21 protein-coding genes and 2 tRNA genes are annotated in these 23,644 nt (G+C 71.9%); 5 read left to right on the forward strand and 18 right to left on the reverse strand.

What is annotated here, in order from left to right:
- Positions 1–5 precede the first annotated feature (5 nt).
- The 6 genes from ACFE7W_RS03460 to ACFE7W_RS03485 all read right to left on the reverse strand — a co-directional run bounded on the left by ACFE7W_RS03460 (position 6) and on the right by ACFE7W_RS03485 (position 5,724).
- Positions 6–1,376 (reverse strand): cystathionine beta-synthase, encoded by a 1,371-nt coding sequence (locus ACFE7W_RS03460; protein ID WP_375423366.1) that lies wholly within the window; start codon positions 1,374–1,376, stop codon positions 6–8.
- Between the two features lie 90 nt (positions 1,377–1,466).
- Positions 1,467–2,288 (reverse strand): Bax inhibitor-1/YccA family protein, encoded by an 822-nt coding sequence (locus tag ACFE7W_RS03465; RefSeq protein WP_375423367.1) that lies wholly within the window; start codon positions 2,286–2,288, stop codon positions 1,467–1,469.
- Between the two features lie 130 nt (positions 2,289–2,418).
- Positions 2,419–2,491, reverse strand: a tRNA-Leu gene (locus tag ACFE7W_RS03470).
- 30 nt (positions 2,492–2,521) lie between these two features.
- A complete protein-coding gene (locus ACFE7W_RS03475) occupies positions 2,522–4,153 on the reverse strand; it encodes a metallophosphoesterase (protein WP_375423368.1) in 1,632 nt (543 codons plus the stop codon).
- A gap of 69 nt (positions 4,154–4,222) precedes the next feature.
- Complete coding sequence (locus tag ACFE7W_RS03480) at positions 4,223–5,182, reverse strand: exopolyphosphatase (protein ID WP_375423369.1); 960 nt, start codon at positions 5,180–5,182, stop codon at positions 4,223–4,225.
- Positions 5,179–5,724, reverse strand: a complete 546-nt coding sequence (locus ACFE7W_RS03485) for a DUF501 domain-containing protein (RefSeq protein WP_375423370.1) — start codon at positions 5,722–5,724, stop codon at positions 5,179–5,181. The genes ACFE7W_RS03480 and ACFE7W_RS03485 overlap by 4 nt, the downstream gene beginning before the upstream one ends.
- Before the next feature lie 63 nt (positions 5,725–5,787).
- Between ACFE7W_RS03485 and ACFE7W_RS03490 the strand changes: the two genes are divergently transcribed.
- Positions 5,788–6,732, forward strand: a complete 945-nt coding sequence (locus ACFE7W_RS03490) for a 1-phosphofructokinase family hexose kinase (RefSeq protein WP_375423371.1) — start codon at positions 5,788–5,790, stop codon at positions 6,730–6,732.
- Here ACFE7W_RS03490 and ACFE7W_RS03495 read toward each other — a convergent pair.
- The 6 genes from ACFE7W_RS03495 to mfd all read right to left on the reverse strand — a co-directional run bounded on the left by ACFE7W_RS03495 (position 6,698) and on the right by mfd (position 14,232).
- Positions 6,698–7,144 carry a septum formation initiator family protein gene (locus ACFE7W_RS03495; RefSeq protein WP_375423372.1) on the reverse strand — a complete coding sequence of 149 codons (447 nt, stop codon included), beginning with the start codon at positions 7,142–7,144 and terminating at the stop codon, positions 6,698–6,700. The genes ACFE7W_RS03490 and ACFE7W_RS03495 overlap by 35 nt on opposite strands.
- A gap of 203 nt (positions 7,145–7,347) precedes the next feature.
- Positions 7,348–8,625, reverse strand: a complete 1,278-nt coding sequence (gene eno, locus ACFE7W_RS03500) for a phosphopyruvate hydratase (protein ID WP_375423373.1) — start codon at positions 8,623–8,625, stop codon at positions 7,348–7,350.
- 75 nt (positions 8,626–8,700) lie between these two features.
- The gene (locus tag ACFE7W_RS03505; protein ID WP_375423374.1) at positions 8,701–9,111 is read right to left on the reverse strand and encodes a hypothetical protein; all 411 of its coding nucleotides are present in this window, start codon (positions 9,109–9,111) and stop codon (positions 8,701–8,703) included.
- A gap of 224 nt (positions 9,112–9,335) precedes the next feature.
- Positions 9,336–9,920, reverse strand: coding sequence for a MazG family protein (locus ACFE7W_RS03510; RefSeq protein ID WP_375423539.1), 585 nt, complete (start codon positions 9,918–9,920; stop codon positions 9,336–9,338).
- Positions 9,921–9,994: 74 nt separating this feature from the next.
- The gene (locus ACFE7W_RS03515; RefSeq protein WP_375423375.1) at positions 9,995–10,534 is read right to left on the reverse strand and encodes a hypothetical protein; all 540 of its coding nucleotides are present in this window, start codon (positions 10,532–10,534) and stop codon (positions 9,995–9,997) included.
- Between the two features lie 86 nt (positions 10,535–10,620).
- Positions 10,621–14,232, reverse strand: a complete 3,612-nt coding sequence (gene mfd / locus ACFE7W_RS03520; protein WP_375423376.1) for a transcription-repair coupling factor — start codon at positions 14,230–14,232, stop codon at positions 10,621–10,623.
- Between the two features lie 159 nt (positions 14,233–14,391).
- Between mfd and ACFE7W_RS03525 the strand changes: the two genes are divergently transcribed.
- Positions 14,392–15,672, forward strand: a complete 1,281-nt coding sequence (locus ACFE7W_RS03525) for an ATP-binding protein (RefSeq protein ID WP_375423377.1) — start codon at positions 14,392–14,394, stop codon at positions 15,670–15,672.
- Here ACFE7W_RS03525 and pth read toward each other — a convergent pair.
- The 5 genes from pth to ACFE7W_RS03550 form a co-directional block, all read right to left on the reverse strand.
- Entirely contained in the window at positions 15,669–16,250 is a 582-nt protein-coding gene (gene pth, locus ACFE7W_RS03530) for an aminoacyl-tRNA hydrolase (protein WP_375423540.1), read from the reverse strand. The genes ACFE7W_RS03525 and pth overlap by 4 nt on opposite strands.
- On the reverse strand, positions 16,250–16,927 hold the full coding sequence (locus tag ACFE7W_RS03535; RefSeq protein WP_375423378.1) for a 50S ribosomal protein L25/general stress protein Ctc: 678 nt from the start codon (positions 16,925–16,927) through the stop codon (positions 16,250–16,252). Before ACFE7W_RS03535 ends, pth begins: the two co-directional genes overlap by 1 nt.
- Positions 16,928–17,139: 212 nt before the next feature.
- A complete protein-coding gene (locus ACFE7W_RS03540) occupies positions 17,140–18,081 on the reverse strand; it encodes a ribose-phosphate diphosphokinase (RefSeq protein ID WP_375423541.1) in 942 nt (313 codons plus the stop codon).
- A gap of 32 nt (positions 18,082–18,113) precedes the next feature.
- Positions 18,114–19,631 carry a bifunctional UDP-N-acetylglucosamine diphosphorylase/glucosamine-1-phosphate N-acetyltransferase GlmU gene (gene glmU, locus ACFE7W_RS03545; protein ID WP_375423379.1) on the reverse strand — a complete coding sequence of 506 codons (1,518 nt, stop codon included), beginning with the start codon at positions 19,629–19,631 and terminating at the stop codon, positions 18,114–18,116.
- 33 nt (positions 19,632–19,664) lie between these two features.
- Positions 19,665–19,743, reverse strand: a tRNA-Gln gene (locus ACFE7W_RS03550).
- Between the two features lie 132 nt (positions 19,744–19,875).
- On the opposite strand from ACFE7W_RS03550, the gene ACFE7W_RS03555 reads away from it, so the two are divergent.
- From ACFE7W_RS03555 to ACFE7W_RS03565, 3 genes are all read left to right on the forward strand, one after another.
- Complete coding sequence (locus tag ACFE7W_RS03555; RefSeq protein ID WP_375423380.1) at positions 19,876–20,544, forward strand: TetR/AcrR family transcriptional regulator; 669 nt, start codon at positions 19,876–19,878, stop codon at positions 20,542–20,544.
- A 90-nt stretch (positions 20,545–20,634) separates the two neighbouring features.
- Positions 20,635–21,852, forward strand: coding sequence for an MFS transporter (locus ACFE7W_RS03560; RefSeq protein ID WP_375423381.1), 1,218 nt, complete (start codon positions 20,635–20,637; stop codon positions 21,850–21,852).
- 37 nt (positions 21,853–21,889) lie between these two features.
- Complete coding sequence (locus tag ACFE7W_RS03565; protein ID WP_375423382.1) at positions 21,890–22,408, forward strand: MarR family winged helix-turn-helix transcriptional regulator; 519 nt, start codon at positions 21,890–21,892, stop codon at positions 22,406–22,408.
- Here ACFE7W_RS03565 and ACFE7W_RS03570 read toward each other — a convergent pair.
- Positions 22,401–23,600, reverse strand: a complete 1,200-nt coding sequence (locus ACFE7W_RS03570) for a low temperature requirement protein A (RefSeq protein ID WP_375423383.1) — start codon at positions 23,598–23,600, stop codon at positions 22,401–22,403. The genes ACFE7W_RS03565 and ACFE7W_RS03570 overlap by 8 nt on opposite strands.
- Between the last annotated feature and the right edge of the window lie 44 nt (positions 23,601–23,644).

Consider the following 23,644-nt stretch of genomic DNA (forward strand, 5'->3'; position numbering starts at 1 on the left):
GCGGCTCAGCCGACGTCGCTGAGCAGGTCCTGCCGGGTCAGCACCCCGACGGGCCGGCCGTCCTCCAGGACCAGTAGGGCGTCCTCGTCGACGAGCAGGTCGACCGCGCTGGCCACCGGCTCGGTGGCACCCAGGGTGGGCAGCGCCGGCTCCATCACCGCGGCCACCGGATCCGCCGGCCGGGCGTGATGGCCGAACAGGGCCCCCAGCAGGCCGCGCTCGCTGACCGCCCCGACGACCTCGGCCGCCATCACCGGCGGCTCGGCCCGGACCACCGGCATCTGGGAGACCCCGTACTCACGCAGGATCGCGACCGCCTCGGCGATGGTCTCGTTCGGGTGGGTGTGGACCAGGCTCGGCAGGTCGCCCGACTTCTCCCGCAGCACGTCCCCGACCACCCGCACCGAGTGCTCGGGACGGGGCGCGAAGCCGTAGCGGGCCAGCCAGTCGTCGTTGAAGATCTTGGTCAGGTAACCGCGGCCGGAGTCGGGGAGGAGCACCACGACGACGGCGTCCGGGTCGTCGATCTCGGCCGCCACCTGAACGGCCGCGGCAGCGGCCATCCCGCACGAACCGCCGACCAGCAGCGCCTCCTCGCGGGCCAGCCGACGGGTCATGGCGAAGGAGTCGCCGTCGGAGATCTCGATCACCCGGTCGCACACTCCTCGGTCGTAGTTCGCCGGCCAGAAGTCCTCGCCCACCCCCTCCACCAGGTAGGGCCGACCGGTCCCGCCGGAGTAGACCGAGCCGCTGGGGTCCGCGCCGATCACCTGCACCCTGCCGTCCGAGACCTCCTTGAGGTAGCGCCCGGCGCCGCTGATCGTGCCGCCGGTGCCCATGCCGGCGACGAAGTGGGTGATCCGGCCGTCGGTCTGGGCCCAGATCTCCGGACCGGTGGTCTCGTAGTGGCTGAGGGGATTGTTCGGGTTGCTGTACTGGTCGGGCTTCCACGCCCCCTCGATCTCGCGGACCAGCCGGTCGGAGACCGAGTAGTAGGAGTCGGGGTGCTCCGGGTCGACGGCGGTCGGGCAGACCACCACCCGCGCGCCGTACGCGGCAAGCACGTTCCGCTTGTCCTCGCTCACCTTGTCCGGGCAGACGAAGACGCAGGAGTAGCCACGACTCTGGGCCACGATCGCCAGCCCGACGCCGGTGTTGCCGCTGGTGGGCTCGACGATCGTGCCGCCCGGACGCAGCTGGCCCTCCCGCTCGGCCGCGTCGACCATCCGCACCGCGATCCGGTCCTTCACCGAGCCGCCCGGGTTGAGGTACTCGACCTTGGCCAGCACCAACGGCTTCGCCTCACCGACCACGCGGGAGAGCTTGACCAGTGGGGTGTTGCCGACGAGGTCGATCAGCGAGTTCACGTACTGCACCCGGTCAGCGTAGTGCCGGGCTGCTGCCCCCTGACGCACGAGAGCCCCACCCCCTGGGTGGGGGTGCGGCTCTCGGGGTCGGGTTCGGGGCTACCTACGGATGTAGGACAGCAGGCGCAGCATCTCGACGTAGAGCCAGACCATGGTCACGGTCAGGCCGAACGCGGCCCGCCACGACTCGCGCGCCGGGGCGCCCATGGCCACGCCACGCTCGACGTAGTCGAAGTCGAGCACCAGGTTGAGCACGGCCAGCACGATGGCGATCGCCGAGAACAGGTAGGCGATCGGGCTCACCTCGCCGGTGAGGCCGCCGCGCAGGCCGGGCGAGCCGGTGAACAGGCTGAACACGAAGTTGACCAACATCATGGCCGCGAAGGCCAGGGTCGAGATGACGACGACCTTCTGGAACTTCGCCGTCACCCGGATGTTGAAGAACTTGTACGCCGCCAGGGTGACTCCGGCGGCGATGAAGGTCGACAGCACGGCCTGTCCCACGATGCCGGGGTAGGTCGCCTCGAACACCTTGCTGATCATCCCGATGAAGACGCCCTCGATGGCCGCGTAGGCCAGCACGAGCCCCGGCGAGACGTTGCGGCGGAAGGACACGACCATGACGACGACGAAGCCGACGAGGCCCGACAGCACCATGGCCGGGAAGTACAGCGTCTCCGGCACGACCATCCAGGCAGCGGCGGCCGCAAGGGCCAGCGTGCCGATGGTGACGGCGGTCTTGGTGACCACGTCGTCGAAGCTCATCCGGGCCTGCGGCGCCTGCGGGACCGGAGCCTGCTGGTAGGCCTCCGGCGGGTACTGCTGGTACGGGGATCGGCCGAACTGGCTCTGGCCGTACTGCGGCGCTGCGGGTGTGAACGCGTCCTTCTTGGAGAGGATCGGGTTCGAACTGCGCAACATGTGATGTCCTCCTGAGAGGCACCAGGGGCGGTGCCGACGCCGTCCAGTTTACGAACCGGCTGTGACCAGGCGGAGACCCGGACGCCATGAATCGGCTAAGAAGGGACTGCTGGGACCCGGGGGGCATCAGTGCCCCCGATGGGACTCGAACCCATACTGTGGCGGGTTTAAGCCGCCTGCCTCTGCCGTTGGGCTACGGGGGCCCGGCCGAAACCCTAGTGCCAGGGAGCCGCTCAGCCGGTCGGCGCCGGAGCGGGAGTCGTGCTGCTGCCGCTGAGCCTGAGCCGCGTCTCGGCGGGCAGCGCGGCGAGGTCACCGGTGGGGATCCGCTCGTCGATCACCACCTTCGCGTCCGGGGTGACGTGCACCGGCTGCACGCCGGTGATCAGCCCCGTCGCGTCGTCGCGGTAGTAGAAGTAGACGTCGGCGTTGATCAGCGGCGGCGAGAACGGCGTGCTGAACGAGGTCAGCGTCGGCTGCTTGACCCCGCCCGCCGTGCCCTCCTGCATGCCGACGGTCCAGGACCCGTCGTCGTGGAGCACCACGGTCGGGCCGGCCTGGAGGTGGAAGTGACCCCAGGCGACGAGCCGCGCGGGTGGGTTGGGCGCGGTCATCACCACCACCGAGGCGGCAGGCTGGTGGACCAGCAGCACGTCGACGGGCCTGGCGCCCGCCACCCCCATCAACCGGGTGGCCATCTGCTCCTCGGTCTCGGGCCGGTCGCGGTCGCGGTCCTGGCTGAAGGGGATGTTGTGCTCCGGGTCGTCGTCGCCCAGGATCCGGAGCCCGGCCGCGGTGACGATGCTGCCGTTGAGGTCGACCATGCCGTCGGCGCGCATCTGGGCCTCGGTGATGTTGGAGTCGTGGTTCCCGCTCGAGGCCACGAAGGGCACCTCGGGATAGATCGCCGCCTCCCGCCGGATGCAGGTCTTCTCCACGGCCGTCCCGTTCACGGTGTCGTCACCGGAGTCGAGCACCACCCGCGGCGCCGTCACCCGGGCCAACCGTCCGATCAGGTCGGTCATCGCCTGGTTGCAGTGCAGGTCACTGAAGCCGAGGAGCAACGACTCCCCCGTCCGGGCTCGCGGCAGCCGGTCGAGCTGGCCGGAGAGGCTGACGGCCGCGGCGTCGGTGAACGCCCGGACGGCCCGCTGCTGGCGTCCGCTGAGCAGGGTGACCCCGACCACCCCGCGGTCGAGCAGGTCGGCGAGGGCACCGCTGTCCACGGTCACGTCGGCGTAGCGGCTGCCCCGAGCGACCGACACCGGGTAGCGGCTGCCGTCCGGCGGACGCGGGCTCAGCGCCGAGCCCAGCACCAGGGTCAGCACCGCGAGGTACACCGCCGTGGTCCGTCGGCGGGTGGTGTACCGGGCGACCCAGGGACTGACCAGCCGGTCGCGCAGCCGCCAGAGGGCGAACGCGCCCAGCAGTACGGCCTCCGCGAGCGCGGCCTGTCCGGCCGCGTCGAGCTCGAGCCGGTCGAGGATCCCCTGCAGGGCCAGCTGCGGGTCCTCGTAGAGGTCGACGTACGCGGAGAGGGTCTGCTCGGAGAACAGTGAGCCGAGGCTCTGCGCCGCCGAGCCGACGCCACCGACCGTCGCCGTGACCCCGATGGGTGCGGCCGGGCTGGGTAGGTAGGCGTTGCCGATCGGTCCGAGGTCGAGCTGGACCTCGCCGGAGAAGTTGGTGGCGAACCGCACCCGGTTCGGGCCCAGGTAGTCCTGCACCTCCGCGTGCCCGACCCCCCAGGCCGCCGCGAACGGGGCGGCCAGCAGGGCGGCCACCAGCGTCACGCCGAGAGCCCGGAGCAGCCCCAGCAGCAGGGTGCGGCGGGACCGCACCCGGGCGGTCTGCCGGGCCAGCACCGTGGCCAGGCTCCGCTGTCGACGGACCACCAGATCGGGTGCGCGTGGGACACGCCGGGACGGCACGGGTCAGGTCCGGTGCAGCAGCTCGAGCGCGGCGCCGTCGAGGATGTCGGACTCGCTCACCCGCAGCCCGTCCACGCCCGTGTTCTGCTGTCCGGGACCCTCGTGTCCGAGGCGGTCGGCAATCCGGACCGCGATGAGGGTGCCGGCGGTGACCACGTCGGCTCGGCCGGGGTGCATCGAGGGGAGCGCACGGATCTCCCCGACGGTGCTGGCCACAAGCCGGTCGAACAGGGCGTACAGGTCGGTCAGCGGGATGAGGGAACCGTGCACGCGGGCCCGGTCGTAGTGCTCCAGACCGAGGTGCACCCCGGCCAGGGTGGTGGCGGTCCCGGCGACCCCGACCCAGGTACCGACGGCGCCGAAGTCGATCCCATTGTGGGCGAGCAGCTCGTCGACGTGGGCCGCAGCCGCCGCGACAGCCCCCGGCGCCGGTGGCGCAGCGCCCAGGAAGCGTTCGGTCAGCCGGACCGAGCCGATGTCCAGCGAGACCGCCGCGGTCACCCCACCGTCGGGGCGACCGAGGATCAGCTCGGTGGAGCCGCCGCCGATGTCGACCACCAGCACGGGCTCGACGGGGCGGTCGAACCGGCTGAGGGCGCCGGCGAAGGAGAGGGCGGCCTCGGTGTCGCCGCTGACCACCTCGGGCGTCACGCCGAGGCGCTGCCGGATCCCGGCGAAGAAGTCCTCGCGGTTGCGGGCGTCCCGGGAGGCTGACGTGGCGACGAAGCGGACACGTCCGGGGGGCACGCCGGCGTCGCGGACCAGCGCCGCGTAGGCCTCGGTGGCCACGAAGGTGCGGGTCAGCGCGTCCGGGTGAAACTCCTCGGTCGCGTCCACCCCCTGCCCGAGGCGGACGATCTCGGTCCGGCGCTCCAGCTCGACCAGGCTGCCGTCCGGCCCCGCCTCGGCGATCAGCAGCCGGATCGAGTTGGTGCCGCAGTCGACCACCGCCACCCGCGTCATGACGGCTCCCCGTTCGGCTTGGCCTCGTCGAGCCGGGCCCCGTGGGGCGGTGTCCCCTCCAGGCAGGGCCGGCGCCAGAACGGCCCGACGGCCGCCAGCGTCTCGTCGCCCAGCGGGTTGACCCCGGGTCCCGCGGCCAGGCTGTGGGCCGCGAGAACGTGCAGGCACTTGACCCGGTCAGGCATCCCACCCGCGCTCACGCCGCCGATCTCGGGCACCTCGCCCAGCTCCGCCCGGTCGTCCAGGTAGCTCTGGTGCGCCTGGCGGTAGTGCGTCGCCAGCTGGTCGTCCTCGGCCAGCCGGGCCGTCATCTCGGCCATCACCCCGCGGGACTCCAGGGTCGAGCAGGCGGCGGTGGCGCGCGGGCAGGTCAGGTAGTACGTCGTCGGGAAGGGGGTGCCGTCGGCCAGCCGGGGCCTGGTCGCCACCACCGCGGGCCGGCCGCAGGGGCAGCGGTACGCGACCCCCGCGACGCCGCGCGGGGAGCGCTGCAGCTGGGCCGTCACGGCGGCCTCGTCCTCGGCCGTCAGGGGTTCACGCACCGGTCCAGTCTCTCAGGCGCCCTCGGCGTCCGGCGCCGTTACGCTCGGGCGGGTGGACCACGCATGATCACCGTTGCCGCGCTGAGCCCCTCGCTCGACCTGACCTACACCCTCGACCGCTACCAGCTGGGACGGATGCACCGCACCCCCGAACCGGTCGCCGTCGCCGGCGGCAAGGCGTTGAACATGGCGCGGGCGGCACGGGCGATGGGCGCCGAGGTGGTCGTGGTGGCCCTGCTGGGCGGGACGACCGGGGCTCGGGTAGCGGCCCTGGCGGCTGCGGAGGGGCTGCCCCTGGTCGAGGTGCCGAGCGGCGCGGAGACCCGAACCTGCGTCTCCGTCGCGGCCGCCGACACCGGCGAGCTGACCGAGATCTACGAGGACACGCGGGCGGTGGGGCCGGAGGTGCTGGAGCGGTTCGCGGCCGCCCTGGCCGAACGGCTCGGCGCGCGACCGGGCTGGCTCTCGATCTCGGGACGGGGCCCGGCGGGATCGGCGGACGCGGTGGCGGCACTGGTCCGGCTCGGCCGATCGGCGGGCGCGAAGGTCGCCGTCGACACCCATGGTGAGTCCCTCCCGGGAGCGGCGGCTGCCGGACCCGCGCTGGTCAAGGTCAACCGGGGCGAGGCGGCCGAGCTGCTCGGACGGCCGGCGAGCAGTGACCTGGCCGAGCTGGCCGTGGAGATCCGGGCGCGGACCGGCGCGGTCGTGGTGCTGACCGACGGCACGGCCGGAGCCGTGGCCGTGGGGGCGTCCGGACCGGTACGGGTGGCCCCGCCCGCCCAGCGTGGGCGTTTTCCGGTGGGCAGCGGCGACGCCTTCCTCGGCGGACTGCTGGCCGCCCTGGACCGCGGCCAGGAGCTGGTCGCTGCCGTCCGGTCCGGCACCGGCTGCGCGGTGGCCAACGCCCTCGTCCCTGGTCAGGGCCACTTCGACCGTGCGCTGGCCGAGCGGATCGCGACGCAGACCAGCCTCAGCGAGCGCCGTTCGGCTTCGTCTTCGCCGTGATCGGAGCGGTGTCCTTCGCCTTCTTCTTGGCGGGAGCCGGTTGGTCGGCCGCCTCGACCGAACCCCAGAGCTTGGACCACCAGGCGTCCTGCTGGGCCGCGGTCGGGTCGGTGCCGTTCTCGATCGCCGCCCCACCGCCCAACGGGTGCCCGTCGGTCCCCACGACCTGGTAGCCGGTCTCCCCCGGCACCACCCAGCCCAGCTGCTGCCGAGCCTGGGTGCGGACGTAGTCCGGGTCGTCCCAGTGGCCGAGCTCGGTCTGCAGGTCGGCGATCCGCTGCGACCGGTCCGCGATCTCGGCCTTGCTGGCCGAGATCTCGTGGGCCTGGGTGAAGTAGATCCGCAGGCTGGACGCGTAGGAGATCACCAGCACGAGCAGCACCACCACCAAGGCGATGGCTCGGGTGGTCACGTTCGAACGCCTGCTCGGGCGTTTCGCCGCCGCGGCAGCCGCGGTGGCCGGCTCGTCCGTGGGCACCGGGCTGGGCGGGGAGGACGGGCTGGCCAGCGACCCCGACGGGGACCGGGTCGCCGGTCGAGTGCGCTTCCGGCTACGGCCGGGCCCGGCGCCCGGACGGGCGGGGGGCCGCGGTCCGGCCGAGCTCGTGGTGACCACTAGGCACGGAACCTCGGGAAGGCGGCCGCACCGGCGTAGCGGGCCGCATCGTCGAGGTCCTCCTCGATCCGCAGCAGCTGGTTGTACTTGGCCACCCGGTCGGTGCGGGCCGGGGCGCCGGACTTGATCTGGCCGCAGTTGGTGGCCACGGCCAGGTCGGCGATGGTGGTGTCCTCGGTCTCACCGGAGCGGTGGCTCATCATGCAGCGGAACCCGGCACGGTGGGCGAGGTCGACGGCGTCCAGGGTCTCGGTCAACGAACCGATCTGGTTGACCTTGACCAGCAGGGCCGACGCCGCCTTCTCGTCGATGCCGCGCTGCAGCCGGCTCACGTTGGTGACGAACAGGTCGTCGCCGACCACCTGGACGCGGTCCCCGATCCGAGCGACGAGCGCGCTCCAACCAGCCCAGTCGTCCTCGGCCAGCGGGTCCTCGAGCGAGACGATCGGGAAGTCGGTGATCCACTGCTCGTAGATCGCCGTCATCTCGTCGGCGGACTTGGTCCCGCCCTCCCAGTGGTAGACCCTGTCGCGGAAGAACTCGCTGCTGGCGGCGTCCAGGGCCAGCGCGATGTCGGTGCCGAGCGTCAGCCCGGTCGCCTCGACGGCGGTGGAGATGAGCTCGAGCGCCGCGACGTTCGCTGGCAGGTTCGGGGCGAAGCCGCCCTCGTCGCCGAGGCCGGTGGAGAGGCCCTGCTTCTTCAGCACGGACTTGAGCGAGTGGTAGACCGTGGCGCCCATCTCGAGGGCGTCGCGGAAGGTGGCCGCCCCGATCGGCGCGATCATGAACTCCTGGATGTCGACGTCGGAGTCGGCGTGCGAGCCGCCGTTGACGATGTTCATCATCGGCACCGGCAGCACGTGGGCGTTCGGCCCGCCGACGTAGCGGTAGAGGGGCAGGTCGGCGGAGTTGGCGGCCGCGTGGGCCACCGCCAGGGAGACGCCGAGGATGGCGTTGGCGCCGATGTTGCCCTTGTTGTCCGTGCCGTCCAGGTCGATCATCGCCTGGTCGACCAGCCGCTGCTCGCTGGCCTCGTAGCCGACCAGCTCCGGTCCCAGCTGGTCGATCACGCCCAGGACGGCCTTGCTGACGCCCTTGCCGCCGTACCGGGCGTCGCCATCACGAAGCTCGACTGCCTCGAAGGCGCCGGTGGAGGCTCCCGAGGGGACGGCCGCCCGGCCTTCGGACGCGTCGTCGAGGATCACCTCGACCTCGACCGTGGGGTTGCCGCGCGAGTCAAGGATCTCGCGGGCGCCGACGAACTCGATACTCGCCACGAATGCTGCCTTTCGGTGGGTGCCCCCGACCCTCGCAGGACCCCGGGACGTCAGTGGTGCCGTACGAGCTTCACCCTAGCGGCGCGGGTCCGACCCACCGGCGAGGCGCCCCCGGCGCGTACCCAACCGGTGCGCCACGTTCACCCCGACGATGCCGGCCCAGGAGACGGCGATCCCGAGCAGGTGGGGCTCGGCCAGGTTGGCGCTGATCGCGGTGATCGGGATGCCGACGCCGAGGGAGATGATGCCCAGCACGAAACCCTGCCGCTGCGTCGTCTGGGCGAGCTCCAGCTCGGCGCGCTCCCTCGCGGAGCTGTGCTGCAGCTCGACGCTGCGGTAGGCGGCCAGCTGCTCGACCCGCTCCGCCAGCCCGGCGGCGATGTGCTCGTCGTACTCGGGTCCGAGCTCGCGTCGCGCCGCCAGGGCCGCCTCGGTCTCGGCCCGCACCTCGCTGCGTCGGTACGGCGGCAGAGCGGGCTCGGACATGGCCGCAGCCTAGACCTCGGCCGGCCCTCTAGGCTCGAGTTCAGCGTTGCCACCCTGGTTGGCCGCGACTGGATCCCGGGCACGAGGCGGGACGGTCACTTCACAGCCCCAGGAGCCGCAACACAGCCCTGCGCGCAGGCCCAGACGGCTCGTAGGGCTGTGAAGTGACCGTCGGGGTTCGGAGGCGAGTGGATGCGGGGCCGGGGCGGGTGAACGGCCGGCGGTCAGCGGTCTTGGGCGGGTGCCGTTTCGGCGGCCCGGACCTGGGCTTCCAGGGTACGGACGGAGTCGCGGACGGCCTGCTCCGGGTCGACACCGGACGCCTGGGCGCAGGCGACCAGGGCGAGCACCTCGGCGCCCACGGACTCCGCGGTCACGGGCTCGGTGGGCAGGTCCAGCGGGACCCGCCGTGAGCGGGCCCGGCTGATGATCTTGTGGGCCCGCGCCAGCGCCGAGAGCTGCTCGGGAATCCCCTGCAGGGCTGAGGTCCGGCCCTTCTCGAGCGCCTTGCGCTGTTCCCAGGTGTGGTGCAGGTCGCTGGGGACGCCCTCGCCGGCGAAGACGTGCGGGTGCCGGCCGACCAGCTTGTCCGCCACCCCGCGAGCGACGTCGTCGAGGTCGAAGGCGTCAGTGATCTCGGCGTGGAAGACCACCTGCAGCAGCAGGTCGCCCAGCTCCTCGCGCAGGTCGACGAGGTCGCCGGACTCGATCGCCTCGACGGTCTCCAGCGCCTCCTCGACCAGGTACTGCACCAGCGAGCGGTGCGTCTGCTCGGCGTCCCAGGGACAGCGGCGGCGCAGCACCTCCATCACCGCCACCAGCCGGGCCACCTCGGGTAGCGGCGCCGTCGGGTCGGCCTCGGGCACGGGTTCGCCCGGCTCGGTCAGGGTGCGGCCACCGACGCGTTCGGTGCCGGGACCGAGAGCGAGCCGGACTGGTCGGCGACGATCGTCTTCTGGGTGGGGTCGAGGACGCCGTAGCGCGGGTTGAGGATGACGCTGCGCTTCTTCACCTCGTCGAGGTAGGCCGCGTTGCCGAGCTTCTGCGCCACGATGGCCTGGTCGGCCACGTCGAAGACCACCGGCTGGGCGTCGGCCACCTTGACCAGGCCCGCCAGGTTCGTCCCCTTGAGCGCCGCGTCGCGCTCGGCGTCGGTGATCTCGATCTTCCGGTCGACGGCGATCTGCTCGGCCAGCTCGCCCTGGACGAGGGCGTTGACGACGGCTTCGACCGAGACGCTCTGGCCCGCGTCGACGATCGAGGACAGTCCCTTGACCGCCTGGTCGACCTGGCTCTGGCTGACCTCCTGGTCGCCCACGTAGGCCGCCACCCCGGGATCGGCGTGGCCGCAGGCGGTCAGGGCGAGCCCCGCCAGCACCATGACCACCACCGAGCGCCGCCGTCGTGCGGGCAGGTACGTCATCGACCATCCTCGTTCGTTCCTCGCAGGCACGCACGCTGCGGCCGTTCGTCGCGGGCGATCCTACTCACAGCGGATGTGCAGACTCCTCAGCCGACGAACACGTCGAGGATCACTTTGGTGCACCAGGCCATCAGCGCCGTGTCGGTCACGGCGGGACCGCCCACCGTGCTGCTCATCGGCCGCGGCACCAGGATGAAGTTCGCCGTCTCCTTGACCAGCGAGCGCGGGTACAGCCGTTGCAGCCGCAGCTTCTTCGAGTCCGGTAGGTCGGCCGGCCCGAAACGGATGTGGTTGCCCTGGCTGACGATCTCGTGCAGCCCGGTGTTGCGGGCGAGCAGCCGGAACCGAGCCACCTCGAGCAGGTTCCCGACCGCCGCCGGCGGGGTGCCGTAGCGGTCGTGCAGCTCGGCCTCGACCGCCTTCAGGTCGGCCTCGGCCCTCACCTCGGCCAGCCGCTTGTACATCTCCAGCCGCAACCGCTCAGACTCGACGTAGTCCGCCGGCAGGTGCGCGTCGATCGGCAGCTCGATCCGGACCTCGGGGTCGGGCTCGGAGTCGTCGCCGCGGTAGTCCGCGACCGCCTCCCCCACCAGTCGGATGTACAGGTCGAAGCCGACGTCGGCGATGTGGCCGGACTGCTCGCCGCCGAGCATGTTGCCGGCACCGCGGATCTCGAGGTCCTTCATGGCCACCGCCATCCCCGCGCCTAGGTCGGTGTGCGCGGCGATGGTGGCGAGCCGGTCGTGGGCGGCCTCGGTCAGCGGCCGGTCCGGCGGGTACATGAAGTAGGCGTACCCGCGCTCGCGGCCACGGCCCACCCGGCCGCGGATCTGGTGCAGCTGCGAGAGCCCCAGCAGGTCGGCACGGTCGATCAGCAGGGTGTTGGCGGTGGCGATGTCCAGGCCGGCCTCGACGATCGTGGTGGAGACGAGCACGTCGGCGCGGCGCTCCCAGAAGTCCACCATCACCTGCTCGAGGCGCTGCTCCCCCATCTGGCCGTGCGCGGTGACCACCCGGGCCTCCGGCACCAGCTCGGTGATCCGGCGGGCGACCTTGTCGATGCTCTGCACCCGGTTGTGCACGAAGAAGACCTGGCCCTCACGGCTCAGCTCACGGCGGATCGCGGCGGTGACCTGGGCCTCGTCGTACGGGCCGGCGAAGGTGAGCACGGGGTGCCGCTCCTCCGGCGGGGTGGCGATCGTGCTCATCTCGCGGATGCCGGTGATGGCCATCTCCAGCGTCCGCGGGATCGGGGTGGCCGACATGGCCAGCACGTCGACGTGGGTGCGCAGCCGCTTCAGCTGCTCCTTGTGCTCGACGCCGAACCGCTGCTCCTCGTCGATGATCACCAGGCCCAGGTCCTTGAACTTCACCTCACCGCCCAGCAGCCGGTGCGTCCCCACGACCACATCCACCTTGCCCTCGGCGACGCCCTCCATCGTGGCGCGGGTCTCGGCCTCGGACTGGAAACGGCTGAGCGGGGCGACGTTGATCGGGAAGCCGGCGTAGCGGTCGGCGAAGGTGGCGTGGTGCTGCTGGACCAGCAGCGTCGTGGGCACCAGGATGGCTACCTGCTTGCCGTCCTGCACCGCCTTGAACGCCGCCCGAACGGCGATCTCGGTCTTGCCGTAGCCGACGTCGCCGCAGATCAGCCGGTCCATCGGCACGATCTGCTCCATGTCCCTCTTCACCTCGTCGATGGCCGCGAGCTGGTCGGGGGTCTCGACGAAGTTGAAGGCGTCCTCGAGCTCGCGCTGCCACGTGGTGTCGGGTGAGAAGGCGTGGCCACGGGTGGCCTGACGCGCGGCGTACAGCTTGATCAGCTCGGCGGCGATCTCGCGCACCGCCTTCCGGGCGCGCCCTTTGCGCTTGTTCCAGTCGGCTCCGCCCATCTTGTCCAGGGTCGGGTTCTCCCCGCCGACGTAGCGGGTCACCTGGTCGAGCTGGTCCATCGGCACGAACAGCCGGTCGCCCGGCTGACCGCGCTTCGAGGGGGCGTACTCGATCAGCAGGTACTCCCGGGTGGCGTTCTGGACGGTCCGCTGCACCATCTCCTGGTAGCGGCCGACGCCGTGCTGGGCGTGCACCACCGGGTCGCCGGGGCTCAGCTCGAGCGGATCGATCTGGTTCTTGCGCCGACCCGGCATCTTGCGCGCGGACTTGTCCGGCGGCCGGGCACCCGAGAGGTCGGTGGTGGTGTAGACCGCGAGCTTGAGCTCCTCGGCCACGAAGCCGCCGCTCAGCTCGCCGTTGACGATGGTGACGAAGCCCTCGGCCGGCGGCGTGCGCAGGTCGACCTGCTCCCGCACCGCCAGCTCGTGCTCGACGGCGACCTCGGCGTACCGGCGGCTGGTGCCCTTGCCCTCGGCGACCAGCACGACCCGCCAGCCCGCGCGGGCCCGGCCGGCGATGTCGGCGATGGCCGCCTCGGTGTTGCCGCGGTGGCTCTCGGCCGGGTGACCGGCGATGGTGCGGGACTCCACGCCGGTGCCGCTGACCGACGTGCGCAGGTCGACGATCTCGCCGTCGTCGGTGCGCACCACGCCTCCGGAGCCGGTCGATCCGCTCCCGGGGCCCGCCGAAGGGCCGGAGCTGAACGGGGAGAGCGTCCACCAGGCCAGGCCACGAGCGATCGCGGCAGCCCGGACGTCGGCCAGCGGCTGGTAGGAGGAGGCGCCCAGGTCGATGGGCGCCTTCCCGCCACCCGCGGCGGCCGCCCAGGAGGCCTGCAGGAACTCCTCGCTGGTCCTCACCAGGTCGATGGCCCGGCCACGCACCAGCTCGGGGTCGCAGATTAGGACGTGGGTATCGGCCGGCAGCAGGTCGACCAGCAGCTCCATCCCGTCCACGAGGACGGGCGAGAGGGCCTCCATGCCGTCCACGGCGTGGCCTTGGGCGATCCGCTCGAGCATCTCGCCGAGCTCGGGGTGCGCCGCGGCGAGGGTGGCCGCCCGGCTGCGGACGTCGTCGGTCAGCAACAGCTCGCGGCAGGGCGAGGCGGTGACCTCGGTCAGGGTGAGCTCGCTCGAGCGCTGGTCGGCGACGGTGAAGTAGCGGATCTCCTCGACGGTGTCGCCGAAGAAGTCGACCCGCACCGGGTGCTCCTCGGTGGGCGGGAAGACGTCGAGGATGCCGCCGCGGACGGCGAACTCGCCCCGCCGCTCCACCAGGTCGACCCGCACGTACGCGGCGTTGACCAGCGCGGCCGCGAGGTCGCCGAGGTCGTGGTCCTCCCCGGCCACGAACCGGACGGGCAACAGGTCGCCCAGGCCCTTGACCTGCGGCTGCAGCACGCTGCGGACCGGGGCGACGACGATCCTCGGCGCGGGTTCGGGGCTGTTCCCGGCCAACCGGCGGAGCACGGCGAGCCGGCGGCCGACGGTGTCCGAGCGCGGGCTCAGCCGCTCGTGCGGGAGCGTCTCCCACGCGGGGTAGTAGGCCACTGTCTGATCACCGGCGAGCGACTGCAGTGCGGCCGTCACGTCCTCGGCCTCGCGGTAGGTGGAGGTCACCACGAGGACCGGGCGGCCGGCACCACCGCGGTCGCGTGAGGCCGCCAGCGCGGCAGCCACCAGGGGCCGCATCGAGGGCGGTGAGGTCAGATCGAGGGCCGGCAGCCGACGGACACGTGCGTCGTCCAACGTGGCGGCGAGGGTGGGGTCGGTACAGAAGAGGTCAACGAGTCCCGTCAGGGTCACCGCACCAACTTACAGGCCCGGCCAACCGAGGTCTGCACACCCATCGACGGCTGATCCACATCCCGTTCACCGGCGCTCGCCGAGGGTGGGTGGTCGAACGGTATAGCGAGGCTTGGTCAGACGGTATAGTCAGAGCTGGTTGAAGGGTATAGTCGCCCCGTGGCCACCAGTGACGGGCCGGGCTACCGCGCGCGCGTGATCGACCGCGAGCTCGACCTGCTTTTCGCCGACCTGAGTGCGGTCTCCCTCGACGGCCCGAAGGGCGTCGGGAAAACCGAAACCGCCCTCCAGCGTGTGACCCGGATCTTTCGCTTCGACCGGCCTGCGGACCGAGAGCTGCTCGCGGCCCAGCCAGGACTTCTGCACAGCATCCCACCGACCCTGCTGCTCGATGAGTGGCAGCGCTGGCCCGAGATCTGGGACCTCGTCCGGCGAGCGGTCGACGAGGGCGCGCCAGCCGGCTCCTACCTGCTCACCGGGTCCGCCACCCCGACAGCCCAGATCCATACCGGGGCCGGCCGCATCGTGCCGCTCCGTATGCGGCCGATGACCCTCGCTGAACGAGGCGTCGGGCAGCCGACAGTCTCCCTGGCCGCTCTCCTGCGGGGCGCGGCCGAGGTCGGAGGCGAGACCGACGTGCGACTGGACGCCTACGTCGAGGAGATCTTGGCCTCGGGCTACCCGGGAATCCGCTCGGCAAAGAGCACCCGAGGTCACCGCGCGCAGCTGGGCGGTTACCTGGACCGCCTCTTCGACCACGAGGTGACCGAGAGCGGGTCCCTCCAGCGTCGCCCGGCAGCCATGCGTCAATGGCTCACCGCCTACGCAGCAGCGACCGCCACGACTGCGGCTTACGAGACCGTCCGGGACGCGGCCACTCCGGGTGAGAGCCAGAAGCCGACGAAGGTGACGGCACTCGGATACCGTGACGCGCTGCAGCGGCTCTGGATCCTCGACCCCGTCGAGGCGTGGGTGCCCAGCCGGAGTTCTCTGACCCGGTTGACCGCCGCACCCAAGCACCATCTTGCGGACCCGGCCCTCGCGGCTCAGCTGCTCTCGCTCACTGCCGAGTCGCTGGTGGGTGGGGAAGGGCCGACCCGTCCAAGGGACGGCGCGATGCTGGGGCCGCTCTTCGAGTCGCTGGCCACGCTGAGTGTGCGCGTGTTCGCCCAAGCCGCCGAAGCACGGGTAGGTCACCTGCGAACTCAGGCCGGGCGCCACGAGGTGGACCTCGTCGTCAGCGGAGAGGCGGGTCGGGTGCTCGCCATCGAGGTCAAGTTGGGGGCGACGCCCAGCGATGCCGACGTCCGGCACCTGCACTGGCTTCGCAACGAGCTCGGCGAGGAGTTGATCGACGCTGTCGTCCTCACCGCGGGACCGTACGCGTACCGCAGGCCCGACGGTGTCGCCGTCGTTCCCCTGGCCCTCTTGGGGCCTTAGGAGTTGAAGGTGCTCTGCGTGCGTTCCAGACCGGCCGTGACCAGGGACTCGACGGCGTCGGCGGCGCGGACCAGCTCGACGGCCAGGCCCTCGCGGTCGCGAGCGGCGAAGTTGCTGAGCAGGAAGTCGGCCGGATCCTGGCGTCCGGCGGGACGGCCCACACCGACCCGGACGCGGTAGAAGTCACCCGTGCCGAGCGAGGCCCGGATGGAGCGCAGACCGTTGTGGCCGTTGTCGCCGCCACCGAACTTGACCCGTAGCTGGCCGGGGTCGATGTCGAGCTCGTCGTGCACCACGACCAGCCGGTCAGGGGTCAGCCTGTGGTAGCGGAGCAGGCCCGAGACCGGTCCGCCCGTCTCGTTCATGTACGTGCGCGACTTGCCGAGCACCAGTCGCGGCACGTCAGCGGCACCCGGTGCACCGAGGCGGACCTCGGCCGCTTCGGCCCGGATGCCCTTGGTCACCGTGAACCGGGCGCCCGTCCGGGCGGCCAGCTCCTCGACCACGCCGAAACCGACGTTGTGCCGGTGACCTGCGTAGGTCGGGCCCGGGTTACCGAGCCCGACCACCAGCCAGATCAGGACTGCTCGGCGTCCGCGGCCTCGCCGGTCCCGGTCTCGCCGTCACCCTCCTCAGGCACGATGTCACCCTCGGCGACGGTCGGCTCGATGCCCAGCTCGGCCTCCGCCTCGGCCAGCTCGGCCTCCAGCGCAGCCTCGGACACGGCGCCGGTGACGTTGACGATCAGCGCCTCGGGGTCGATGCCGAGCGAGGAGCCCTCGGGGAGCTTCAGGTCGGACGCGAGGATCTGGGTACCCGCAGGCAGTCCCTCGACCGAGACGATGATCTCGGTCGGGATGTGGGTGGCCTCCGCCTCGATCGAGACGCTGGTGCGGTCGACCACGACGAGCGTCTCCGGACCGGCCTCGCCCTCGACGCTGATGGCCACGTCGACGGTGACCTTCTCGCCGGAGCGGACCAGCACCAGGTCGACGTGCTCGATGGTGTGCTTCAGCGGGTCACGCTGGACCTGCTTCGGCAGCGCCAGCTGAGAGGTGCCGTCCACGTCGATGGAGAGCAGCGCGTTGGCGGTACGCAGCGCCAGCAGGGTCTCGTGCCCCGGCAGCGTGATGTGGATCGGGTCGGTCCCGTGACCGTACAGAACGGCGGGAACCTTGTCGGCGCGGCGGATGCGGCGGGCTGCGCCCTTGCCGAACTCGGTACGAACTTCGGCGGTGAGCTTGACCTCGGGCACGAAACGAACTCCTCTAGCGAGCGATGGTTTGTCTGCGGAGAACCTGACGAGGAAGCAGCACACCATCCGACCGGAAGAGCCCATGGGCCCGCCCATCGTCGATCACGGTCTGCGACCCTCGCCGAGGCAACCTGGTCATGCTAGCCGACCGCCGTCAGCGAGGGAAAACGGGAGCCGCCCCACGACCGGCCCACGGAGGGGCTGGCAGGCGGTCAGCTCTGGCCGTCGAAGAGGCTGGTGACGGACCCGTCCTCGAACACCTCGCGAATGGCCCGGGCCAGCAGTGGCGCGATGGACAGCACCGTCAGCCCCGGGAAGCGCCGGTCCTCGGGGATGGGCAGCGTGTTGGTGACGATGACCTCCTCGAAGCCGGTGGCGGTCAGCCGTTCCACGGCCGGGCCCGAGAGGACGGCGTGCGTCGCGGCGGCGATCACGGCCTTGGCCCCGCGAGCCTTCAGCGCCTCCGCGGCCTGGCAGATGGTGCCGGCGGTGTCGATCATGTCGTCGACCAGGAGGCAGACCCGGCCCCGGACGTCGCCGACGACCTCGTGCACGGCGACGGTGTTGGCCACGTTGGCATCACGCCGCTTGTGGATGATGGCCAGCGGCACCCCGAGCTGGTCGGTCCACATGTCGGCCAGCCGGACCCGGCCGGCGTCGGGGGAGACCACCGTCATCTCGGACGTGTCGTAGTGCTGGGAGACGTACTGGCTCAGCACCGGGAGCGCCCAGAGGTGGTCGACCGGCCCGTCGAAGAAGCCCTGGATCTGCGCCGCGTGCAGGTCCACCGACATCAGCCGGTTCGCGCCGGCGGTCTTGAACAGGTCGGCCATCAGCCGGGCCGAGATCGGCTCCCGGCCGCGGTGCTTCTTGTCCTGCCGGGCGTAGGGGTAGAAAGGTGCGACGACGGTGATCCGCTTGGCGGAGGCCCGCTTCAGCGCGTCGACCATGATCAGCTGCTCCATCACCCACTCGTTGACGGGCGCCGCGTGGCTCTGGATGACGAAGGCGTCCGAGCCGCGGACCGACTCCTCGAAGCGGACGTAGATCTCGGAGTTGGCGTAGTTGAGGGCCCGGGTGGGCACGATCTCGGCCTCCATCAGCCGCGCGACCTCGGCCGCCAGCTCGGGGTAGGCCCGGCCCGAGAACAGCATCAGGTGCTTCTCGCCCGCCCGCTTCAAGCCCGTCACGACTCTGTCCCCCCATGGTGCTGCTGCTCGTGCTGGGTCTGCTCGTCCTGGATCTGCTCGTCCTGGGTCTGCTCGTCCTGCCGGGCCTGGGCGGCCGCTGCGGCCCGGGCCGTCTTGGTGCCGGCCCGCTTGCGCGCCACCCAGCCCCGGATGTTGCGCTGCGTGCCCCGGGCCACGGCGAGCTCACCGACGCCGACGTGCCCGGTGATGGTGGAGCCGGCGGCGACGTAGGCCCCGTCGGCGACCTCCACCGGGTGCACCAGGACGGAGTCGCTGCCGACGAAGGACGCCCGACCGACCCTGCTCGAGGTCTTGGCCACGCCGTCGTAGTTGGCGAAGATCACCCCGGCCCCGATGTTGGCCTCCTCGCCGATCTCGGTGTCGCCGGCGTAGGTGAGGTGCGGCACCTTGGCGTGCGCCCCGATCCGGGCGTTCTTGGTCTCCACGAAGGTCCCGATCTTGCCGCCGGGGCCGAGGTTCGTCCCGGGCCGGAGGTAGGCGAACGGACCCACCGAGGCGTCCGCCCCGATGACGCTGAGCGAGCCCTGCGTCCGGACGACGTGTGCCCCGGCTCCGACCTCGACGTCGGCCAGGGTGGTGTCCGGGCCGATCACCGCGCCCGCGGCGACCGAGGTGGCGCCCTCCAGGCTGGTGCCGGGCAGCAGGGTGACGTCGGTGCCGAGGTCGACCGAGGCGTGCACCCAGGTGGTGGCCGGGTCGACGACCGTCACGCCCGCGCGCATCCAACGCTCCAGCGTCCGCCGGTTGAGCTCGGCGTTGAGCCGCGACAGCTGGATCCGGTCGTTGACGCCCTCGACCTGCCAGACGTCCTCGATCGGGTAGCCGGCCACCGTGCCGCCGGCGGCGCTGGCCGAGCCGATGACGTCGGTCAGGTAGAGCTCGCCCTGGCTGTTGTCGGGCTGCAGGCCGGCCAGCCCGGCGGCCAGGGTGTCGGCCTGGAAGACGTAGATGCCGGAGTTGATCTCGGTGATCCGGCGCTGGTCCTCGTCGGCGTCCCGGTGCTCGACGATGCCCTCGACGTGGCCGCTGCGGTCCCGCAGCACCCGGCCGTAGCCGGTCGGGTCGCCGACCTGGGCGGTGAGCACGGTGACCGTCGCCTGTTCGGCGCGGTGGGCGGCCACCAGCTCGGTCAGGGTGTCGCCGGTCAGCAGCGGCACGTCGCCGTAGGTCACGACCACCTCCCCGGTCAGCGCCGGCAGCGCCGCCAGCGCGACCTGCACCGCGTGACCGGTACCGCGCTGCTCCTCCTGGACGACGGCGGTGGCGTGCGGGGCGACCTCGGCGAGGTGCGCCAGCACCTGCTCCCGCTGGTGGCCCACGACGACGACCACGTGCTCGGGCTGCAGCAGAGTGGCGGCGGTGACGGCGTAGCTCAGCATGGAGTGCCCGCCGAGCTCGTGCAGCAGCTTGGACCGGCTGGACCGCATCCGGGTGCCGCCACCGGCGGCGAGGACGATGACGGCAGCGGGCGGTGAGTCGAGCGGTCCGGGCATCGAGCTCTTTCTGGTCGCGGGACTCCTGCCGAGCTCCCCGGGTAGGAGTCGAACCTACGTCGCTAGTCCTGATTCAAAGTCAGGCGGGCCCTGCCGGCAGACCAACCGGGGAACGACCGGTACGGCGACCGACCGGAGGTAAGACTACGCACGCCCCGTCCCCGCCGCACTCTCGACGAGAGCCGCAGCGGCCCCGGTCCGGCCCGATTTCCGCCCCGACCGGCGAACGCTCAGACTGGCGGGCATGGCTGCTGCCGGGAACGCCGACCGACGCGAGTCCACGCGCGCCCGGCGGCCGGGCCGGGTGCGGATGTCGGGGGCCGACCGGCGCGAGCAGCTGATCGACGTCGCGCGGGCGCTCTTCGCCGCCCGCGGCTTCGACGGCACCTCGGTCGAGGAGATCGCCGCCCGCGCCGAGGTCAGCAAGCCGGTCGTCTACGAGCACTTCGGCGGCAAGGAGGGCCTGTACGCGGTGGTGGTGGACCGGGAGGTCCGCACCCTGCTGGACGGCATCCGCGGCTCGCTGACCTCCGGCCACCAGCGCGAGCTGCTCGAGCAGGCGACGCTGGCCCTGCTCGACTACATCGAGGCGCACCGCGACGGCTTCCGGATCCTGGCCCGCGACTCCTCCGGGACGGGGGTCAGCGGCTCGTTCGCCACCATCCTCAGTGACGTGGCCTCCCGGGTGGAGGGCATCCTCGCGGCCGAGTTCGGCCGGCGAGGCCTCGACCCCAAGACCGCCCCGATGTACGCGCAGATGCTGGTCGGGATGGTCGCTGTCACCGGTCAGTGGTGGCTGGACGCGCAGCACCCACCCCGAGCCGAGGTGGCCGCACACCTGGTGAACCTGGCCTGGAACGGCCTCAGCCACCTGCAGGCCAAACCCACCCTGGTCACGCCGCCCGCGACCTGAGGCGCGGCCGGTTCGGCTTGCTTCCACGCTGGCGGCGCGGTTATCGTGGTGTTCTCACTTGAACGATACAGAAGACGGTCGACCATCCCGATGACCAGCACCACCACCTCCCCACCCCTCGTCCACCCCGGCACCCCGGGTGCGGACCCCCTCGGCAGCCGACGGGCCGCGAGGGCGGTGACCACGATGTTCGCGGCCAACGGCCTGCTGATCGGGGGCTACGCCGCGTCCCTGCCGTCGCTGCGCGAGAAGCTCGGGATCGGCGACACCTCGATCGCGGTGATGCTGTTCTGCGCCGGGCTGGCGGGCATCCTCTCGATGCAGATCGGTGGCCGGCTCGCGGACGCCGTCGGCGCCCGCCAGGTGGCCCTCGCCGCCCTGACGGTCCTCATCGCCGCCGCGGTCACGGTCGCCCTCGCCCCGAGCTTCGGGGTCGCCGTCGTCGGGTTGATCTTGCTCGGGCTCGGCAACGGGGCGATCGACGTGAGCATGAACGTCATCGCCGTCCAGGTGGAGGGCGCTCGGCGCACACCGATCATGAGCTCCTTCCACGCCTACTTCTCACTCGGCAGCTTCGTCGGTGCGGGCGCGGTGTTGATCATGGCCAAGAGTCTGGACATCACCGGCGGGGACATCGTGACTCCGTTGATGATCAGCATCGCCGTCGTCGCGGTGTTGATCTTGGTGGTGCTGGTCAAGATCACCCCACAGACGCGGCCGCTCGCGCACTCGGTGGACGGCGTCCGGACCAAGATCCCGCGTGCCGCCTGGGTGCTCGGGGCCATGGCCCTGGCCTTCGGCCTGTCCGAGGGCACGGCGGTCGACTGGTCGTCGCTGCACGTCACCGACGTGGCCCACGTGGACCCGACCACCGGCGCCCTCGGCCTGATCGCGGTCAGCGGCTTCATGGTGGTCATCCGGCTGCTCGGCGACCGGCTGGTCGCGCGCTTCGGCCGGCGCGCGGTCGTCCGGTTCGGCGGCATCTGTGCCGCCGTGGGCTACGCGGTCGTCACGCTGGTCTCGAGCCTGCCGTTGCTGGTGGCCGGCTGGGCGCTGGTCGGCTTCGGTGTCGGCATGATCGCCCCGCAGGTGTACGCCGTCGCCGGTCACCTCGGCGGCGGCCGGGTGCTGGCGGTGGTGGTCACCTTCGGTTACGCCGCGTTCCTGATGGGCCCCGCCGTGGTCGGCTTCCTCGTCCGTCACCTCGGCATCCACCACGCCATGGCCGTCCCGGCCCTGCTGTGCGCCGGCATCATCGCGCTGGCCGCCACCATGCCCCGCTCGGACGCGGACCTGCAGGCTCACTGAGCCGGGGAGGTGCCCGGCCGCCCGTAGGATGCCGCCCATGGCCGACGACCCCGGACCTCGTGACGAGGTCGACGTCGTCGTCGAGGCCTGGGCGAGGGAACGACCCGACCTGGACGTCAACCCGATGCGGGTGCTGTCCCGGGTCACCCGGCTGGCGCGGCACCTGGACCGGCAGCGCGCGGCCGCCTTCAGTGCCCACGACCTCGAGCCCTGGGAGTTCGACGTGCTCGCCGCGCTCCGCCGGGCCGGCAGTCCCAACCAGCTCTCCCCCGGCCAGCTGAGCCGCGAGACCATGGTCACCTCCGGGACGATGACCAACCGGGTCGACCGGCTGGCCGCCCGCGGCCTGGTGCACCGCGAGCTGCACCCCGACGACAAGCGCGGCGTCCTGGTCCGGCTCACCGACGCTGGTCAGGCCGCCGTTGACGCGGCGCTGGCCGACCTGCTCGCCGCCGAGCAGCGGCTGCTGGCGGGTCTGGACGCCGACGACCAGCAGCAGCTGGCGTCGGCGCTGCGACGGCTGCTGCTGGTCTACGGCGGCGACGCGGTCACGTGAGCCCGGCTGCCGCCGGCGTCTGACCAGGGCGGCCGGCCCGCACCTGGAGGACGAGCAGCCCGGCGACGACCAGGCCGGCCACCAGCTCGGGCAGCGGGCTGAAGGTACCCGCCAGGATCAGCACGGCAGCGACGCTGAACCGCAGTCCGGTCCGTCCGGAGGCCTCGTCCCGGCCCAGCTGGACCAGCCAGATGCTGGCGACGAGGACCGCCACGGGGACCGTCACGGAGGCGGCGCTGACCAGGGCCGAGGACTCGCTGTGCCGGGTCCAGTGGTCGACCCGACCGGCGAGCCCCGCCCCGGTCATGGCCGCGGAGGCGAAGACGACGTAGTGGCCGAAGCCCCAGCCGTAGCTGACCCAGACCTGGCGCTCCGCCGCCCGGTCGAGGACGTCGGCGACGTCACGGGAGAAGTAGAGCCACCAGCAGCCGAAGACGATCAGCACGCTGCTGGCGGCCACCACCGCGACGCCGGCCCGGTCGGCCTGCTCCGTGAGGGCCGTGCTCACCGCGGTGCTGGCCGACAGGACCGTCTCGCCGAGCACGATGATGAAGAACAGGCTGTAGCGTTCGGCGATGTGGTGCGGGTGCCAGGTGGTCATGCCGGTCCGCTCGGCCCAGACGGGCACGGCCATGTCGGCCAGGGCCAGCAGCACGAAGCACGGGACGCGCAGCACCTCGACCTCGGCCACCCAGATGTAGCTGATCCAGGCGAGCTGGACCACCACGATCCCCGCGGCGTAGCGCAGGGCGGTGCGTCGGTGCCCCGGGTCGTGCCGGGCGGCCCGCAGCCACTGCAGCACCAGGCCGACGCGCATCACGACGTAGCCGATGACCACCACGGTCACCTCGCCCTCGAACACCGCCGGGATGCCCGCGGCCAGCACGAGGACCCCCACGATCTGCAGGATGGTGAGCAGCCGGTAGACCACGTCGTCGTTGTCGTAGGCCGAGCCGAACCAGGTGAAGTTCAACCAGGCCCACCAGATGGCGAAGAAGGCCATCGCGAAGCCGAGGGCGCCCTGGGCCGCGTGGTGGGTCGACACGGCATGGTGGAACTCATCTGCGGCCGAGGCGATGGCCACCACGAAACACAGGTCGGTCAGCAGCTCCAGCGGCGAGGCCACCCGGTGTTCCTCGTGCGGGTCACGGGGCAGCAGCCGACGGACGAGACCCGGGACGGCGGTGGACATGCGCCGACCCTAGGGGCCACCGGGCTTCGGGACCACCAGGAGCG

Origin of the sequence: uncultured Friedmanniella sp. (assembly GCF_964244285.1) — a bacterium.
Taxonomy (GTDB): Bacteria; Actinomycetota; Actinomycetes; order Propionibacteriales; family Propionibacteriaceae; genus Microlunatus.

What these genes read in the sequence shown, in the direction of transcription:
- ACFE7W_RS03565 (WP_375423382.1), top strand. Translation starts at nt 21,890, where the DNA reads ATGGCCGACGACCCCGGACCTCGTGACGAGGTCGACGTCGTCGTCGAG.
- ACFE7W_RS03515 (WP_375423375.1), bottom strand. Translation starts at nt 10,534, where the DNA reads ATGACGTACCTGCCCGCACGACGGCGGCGCTCGGTGGTGGTCATGGTG.
- ACFE7W_RS03540 (WP_375423541.1), bottom strand. Translation starts at nt 18,081, where the DNA reads ATGCTGTTCTCGGGCCGGGCCTACCCCGAGCTGGCGGCCGAGGTCGCG.
- glmU (WP_375423379.1), bottom strand. Translation starts at nt 19,631, where the DNA reads ATGCCCGGACCGCTCGACTCACCGCCCGCTGCCGTCATCGTCCTCGCC.
- ACFE7W_RS03560 (WP_375423381.1), top strand. Translation starts at nt 20,635, where the DNA reads ATGACCAGCACCACCACCTCCCCACCCCTCGTCCACCCCGGCACCCCG.
- ACFE7W_RS03505 (WP_375423374.1), bottom strand. Translation starts at nt 9,111, where the DNA reads ATGTCCGAGCCCGCTCTGCCGCCGTACCGACGCAGCGAGGTGCGGGCC.
- ACFE7W_RS03490 (WP_375423371.1), top strand. Translation starts at nt 5,788, where the DNA reads ATGATCACCGTTGCCGCGCTGAGCCCCTCGCTCGACCTGACCTACACC.
- ACFE7W_RS03465 (WP_375423367.1), bottom strand. Translation starts at nt 2,288, where the DNA reads ATGTTGCGCAGTTCGAACCCGATCCTCTCCAAGAAGGACGCGTTCACA.
- ACFE7W_RS03510 (WP_375423539.1), bottom strand. Translation starts at nt 9,920, where the DNA reads ATGGAGGTGCTGCGCCGCCGCTGTCCCTGGGACGCCGAGCAGACGCAC.
- ACFE7W_RS03570 (WP_375423383.1), bottom strand. Translation starts at nt 23,600, where the DNA reads ATGTCCACCGCCGTCCCGGGTCTCGTCCGTCGGCTGCTGCCCCGTGAC.
- ACFE7W_RS03555 (WP_375423380.1), top strand. Translation starts at nt 19,876, where the DNA reads ATGGCTGCTGCCGGGAACGCCGACCGACGCGAGTCCACGCGCGCCCGG.
- ACFE7W_RS03480 (WP_375423369.1), bottom strand. Translation starts at nt 5,182, where the DNA reads ATGACGCGGGTGGCGGTGGTCGACTGCGGCACCAACTCGATCCGGCTG.